This window comes from Pricia sp., from assembly GCF_041745955.1.
GTDB lineage: Bacteria > Bacteroidota > Bacteroidia > Flavobacteriales > Flavobacteriaceae > Pricia.
Genome location: NZ_JBGTHY010000040.1, coordinates 1 through 3,327, shown reverse-complemented (window position 1 = coordinate 3,327; position 3,327 = coordinate 1). Strand labels below are relative to the sequence as shown.

4 protein-coding genes and 2 pseudogenes are annotated in these 3,327 nt (G+C 43.9%); 1 reads left to right on the top strand and 5 read right to left on the bottom strand.

What is annotated here, in order from left to right:
• Nucleotides 1–500 (bottom strand): annotated as a pseudogene (locus tag ACEW8S_RS01465) (acyl transferase); the annotation flags it as partial.
• Between the two features lie 300 nt (nucleotides 501–800).
• On the opposite strand from ACEW8S_RS01465, the gene ACEW8S_RS01460 reads away from it, so the two are divergent.
• Nucleotides 801–1,232, top strand: coding sequence for a peptidylprolyl isomerase (locus ACEW8S_RS01460; RefSeq protein ID WP_373516417.1), 432 nt, complete (start codon nucleotides 801–803; stop codon nucleotides 1,230–1,232).
• A 141-nt stretch (nucleotides 1,233–1,373) separates the two neighbouring features.
• Here the strand turns inward: ACEW8S_RS01460 and ACEW8S_RS01455 are convergent, their stop codons facing one another.
• From ACEW8S_RS01455 to ACEW8S_RS01440, 4 genes and pseudogenes are all read right to left on the bottom strand, one after another.
• Nucleotides 1,374–1,697 (bottom strand): T9SS type A sorting domain-containing protein, encoded by a 324-nt coding sequence (locus ACEW8S_RS01455; RefSeq protein WP_373516416.1) that lies wholly within the window; start codon nucleotides 1,695–1,697, stop codon nucleotides 1,374–1,376.
• 243 nt (nucleotides 1,698–1,940) lie between these two features.
• Entirely contained in the window at nucleotides 1,941–2,249 is a 309-nt protein-coding gene (locus ACEW8S_RS01450) for a T9SS type A sorting domain-containing protein (RefSeq protein WP_373516415.1), read from the bottom strand.
• A gap of 55 nt (nucleotides 2,250–2,304) precedes the next feature.
• Nucleotides 2,305–2,544: a hypothetical protein gene (locus ACEW8S_RS01445; RefSeq protein WP_373516414.1), complete on the bottom strand. Its 240-nt coding sequence runs from the start codon at nucleotides 2,542–2,544 to the stop codon at nucleotides 2,305–2,307.
• Nucleotides 2,545–2,783: 239 nt separating this feature from the next.
• Nucleotides 2,784–3,327: pseudogene (locus ACEW8S_RS01440) on the bottom strand (hypothetical protein); the annotation flags it as partial.

Below are 3,327 nucleotides of genomic sequence, written 5' to 3'. Positions count from 1 at the left end.
TCAAGTTGCATTAGCTGGTCGTTTAATCCTTCCAGGTTATCCAGATAAAATCCGCTTTTTTCATGTCCGCTTTTACGGATCAGATCGTCGACCATGTATATCAGCGAAGAACCTTCCCGCTCGAGATAGGACGGAAGCAGTCCTAGCACGCAATACTCCGAGATCTCGCCGTAAAAATAGGCGAAGGCTTTTCGAAAGCTCTTTTCATATACCCCAAGATCACTTACCAGATGTTTGCTGGTCATACTTCCGGTCGTACCACTGCTGGTGAATATGGTTTCGATTTTTTTTCCTTTGGATATGATTTCCCTGGATTTAAAAAAACCGATAGGCAAAAAAGGGATGTCGGTCAGTTGAAGCACATTGGCCGGGTTTGCATCCAAATACCCACAAAATTCACGATAAACGGGATTCTCGGCATACTGCATCCTAAAAACCGCCAGGGCTTTTTTTTCGAAAGCCGTCGGTGTAACGATGTCAAAAATGGTATCGGTATGCATATCCCTTTAAAATAACAATCCTGCGAACGCAAAATCCCCAAAAATCAGAATCGACGTCGTGTTGGCAAAAATAGTTATATCCCTATCGAAAAAAACGAACCGGGCTTGAAACAGCGACCAAGAATGTTAATCCTCTTAACCTTTAGGCGTTATCGATGTTAATCTTTATTAAATGGTGGATTTGAACCACACTATTGTTTGGCTATGCCCTGTAGACCTTTTACATTGCATACTGGGTTTGTGCTTTAAGCAAGCCTAACTACAAAATGAGGTCATTAAGGCTTCGACAAAAATCAAAGTATGAGTCAAGTAAAAAAAGACGACACCGTAAAAGTACATTACACCGGAAAGTTGCCTGACGGACAGGTATTCGATAGCTCCGTTGAACGTGGCGAACCCCTGAAGTTTACTATGGGCAAGGGCGAATTGATCCCAGGTTTCGAAAGCGGTTTAATCGACATGAAGGTCAACGAAAAGAAAACGATAAACATACCCAAGGAAGAGGCTTACGGAGCGATCAGGGAAGAGCTGGTACAGGAAGTGCCCAATAACCAGTTGCCCGAAGATATCAAGCCCGAGGTGGGAATGGGACTGGTTTCGAAAACCCAAAGCGGAAAGGACATCAACCTAGTGGTCAAGGATGTTAAGGAAGATTCTATCGTAGTTGATGGCAATCATCCATTGGCCGGTAAAGATTTGACCTTTGAACTGGAAGTGGTCGAGATAATGTAGGAACGATTTTCAGGAACATAAAAAGCGCCTTGCACTAAGCGAAAGGCGCTTTTTTTTGTTGCAAGTTGGGCTAAGGTCAAAAAATCAAGAATGTATCTAATAGGGAGTAATCATGACCTACTTCTAGGGGGTAATCATGCCCTACTTCACGACTAACTTCCGCGTCATCGTCTTTTGGCCTTCGTTGACCTGCAAAGCATAAACACCGGCTACCAATTGTGAAATATCGAGGGTTTTCCCTGTAATTTTATCGGTCAGCACCACTTTGCCGAACACATCGTATATGATAATGCGTTTATCGGCATTGGCTTTCGTGAGAATATGGACCACACCTTCGAATGCGGGGTTCGGATAGAGTTTGACCTCCGAAATTTCTTGGTCAGTGCCGTTTTGAAAATCAAGCGGTGTTTGAGCGGAAAGCCCGACCGTAGAGAGCATGAAAAGTATAAAGTAAAGTATTCTCATAGATGTCGATTTGGGAATCAAGGTTCTAATGCGAGTTCATTACGTAAAAGTACTGAAAGGTTTTACTTACAGGGTGAAAATGTTGTGAAACGCTATAAATTGTAGGTGAAAGGAATCCTGTTGTACCTTCAACGGAGATATCGGCACATAATCGGATGTAGAATCGGAGATAAACAGTCGAACGACCTATTTCATTTGGAAATTATTATTGGACAATTGTCAGCGGTTGGAGCGTATCCGAAACTACTTAACAATCAATTTTCGAGTGGCCATTTTGTTATTCTGGTATACCCGCAGCACATAAACACCGGCTCCGAGTTCGGAAACCAATAGTTCGTTGCCTGAAATAGAAGTTTCGAGCACTTGGGTACCCAATACATCGTAAATGGAAATTTGTTTTGTCGAATTCTCGGAAGTGCTGATAAAAACCTTACCGTCCGTCACGGGATTCGGATACAGTTTAAACCCCTCGATTTCGCCGTTAGTAGGCATATTTTGCCCATAACTAAAGGAGATACATAGTAAAGCGATAAAGAGGTAGAGGTGCTTCATAAGCTGTTTTATTCAAAAAACATACCACAAATATAATAATTTTGATTGTAGTTCGTTAGGGCGGATGTGTTAATGGTATGGAATTTTGTTTCAAAAGCAAGAAATTAAAATTCTGAGTTTTTGATTCGCTGTCAGAAGATTGGAAGCCTTCTGACTCCGATCTGTTAAAACCTAGCGAAAGGTTTCCTACAAGAAACCAAGTCCCTTTTTTGATGGTAAGTTTGTCTTCGGATTTCTCTTCTGCAAAGGAAGCGCTGAGGGTAAATAATGCCGCTACTAGTAATAATTTTTTCATGATGATTTTTTTTATGTGTTTTTTAGGACAGTATCAAGTGAGGTGCCAATAATTGTCAATAGTTCTTAATTCATGTTGGGGTAACCTTAGTATAGTAATGAGTTCATAGAACGAGATTGAATGCAACAAAGCCCTCACGTAGTGGGAATCTTATTTTGAACAAAGGAAAAGCAATAAAAAACCCCGCTCAAGGCGGGGTTTTACATATTCATAAGACGTAAGAAAATTCAGTTTAAGTCTTAAATTCCTGCCCAAGCAAATAGGGCAACGTCGACCGTGGCTGCTGCATCGTACGCCTGGGCCGGGTCGGCTACGGCACCTTCGATCAGAATGTTGGCCAACGGCCCGTCGTCCGCCATATCTACGGAAATAGTGTATCCGCTTAGCGATAGGCCGGTAATGGTGGCCCCGGACTCCTTCTTGAACTGCAGTGCTACCCGCTCTGCCTGGGCAGAGGTGGTGACGGCCGTGATGTTCTCCAAAGTAGGGTTTCCGTTCTCGCCGTCGGCCTCGACCGCGGTAGAAAAATCACCGGTATGCAATATGTATGCGTTGGTCACCGTTCCGTTCCAGCCTTCGGTCCAGTCGATGGCGTCGTCCTCGTTGTTCTCCGCATAGAAATTGGTGACCGATACGGTACCGCCGAAGAACTCGACCCCGTCATCCGTACCGTTCAGTGCGGCCACGTTGTCGATAGTCGTTCCGGAACCGACCCCGTAAAGGGTAAGCCCGTTGTACTGCGATTCGGCGTTGATAGACGCGCCGGCATAGTTGATGATTAGG

Excerpts from the sequence above, each read along its gene's own strand:
- ACEW8S_RS01460 (WP_373516417.1), top strand. The coding sequence starts at position 801 with ATGAGTCAAGTAAAAAAAGACGACACCGTAAAAGTACATTACACCGGA.
- ACEW8S_RS01455 (WP_373516416.1), bottom strand. The coding sequence starts at position 1,697 with ATGAGAATACTTTACTTTATACTTTTCATGCTCTCTACGGTCGGGCTT.
- ACEW8S_RS01450 (WP_373516415.1), bottom strand. The coding sequence starts at position 2,249 with ATGAAGCACCTCTACCTCTTTATCGCTTTACTATGTATCTCCTTTAGT.
- ACEW8S_RS01445 (WP_373516414.1), bottom strand. The coding sequence starts at position 2,544 with ATGAAAAAATTATTACTAGTAGCGGCATTATTTACCCTCAGCGCTTCC.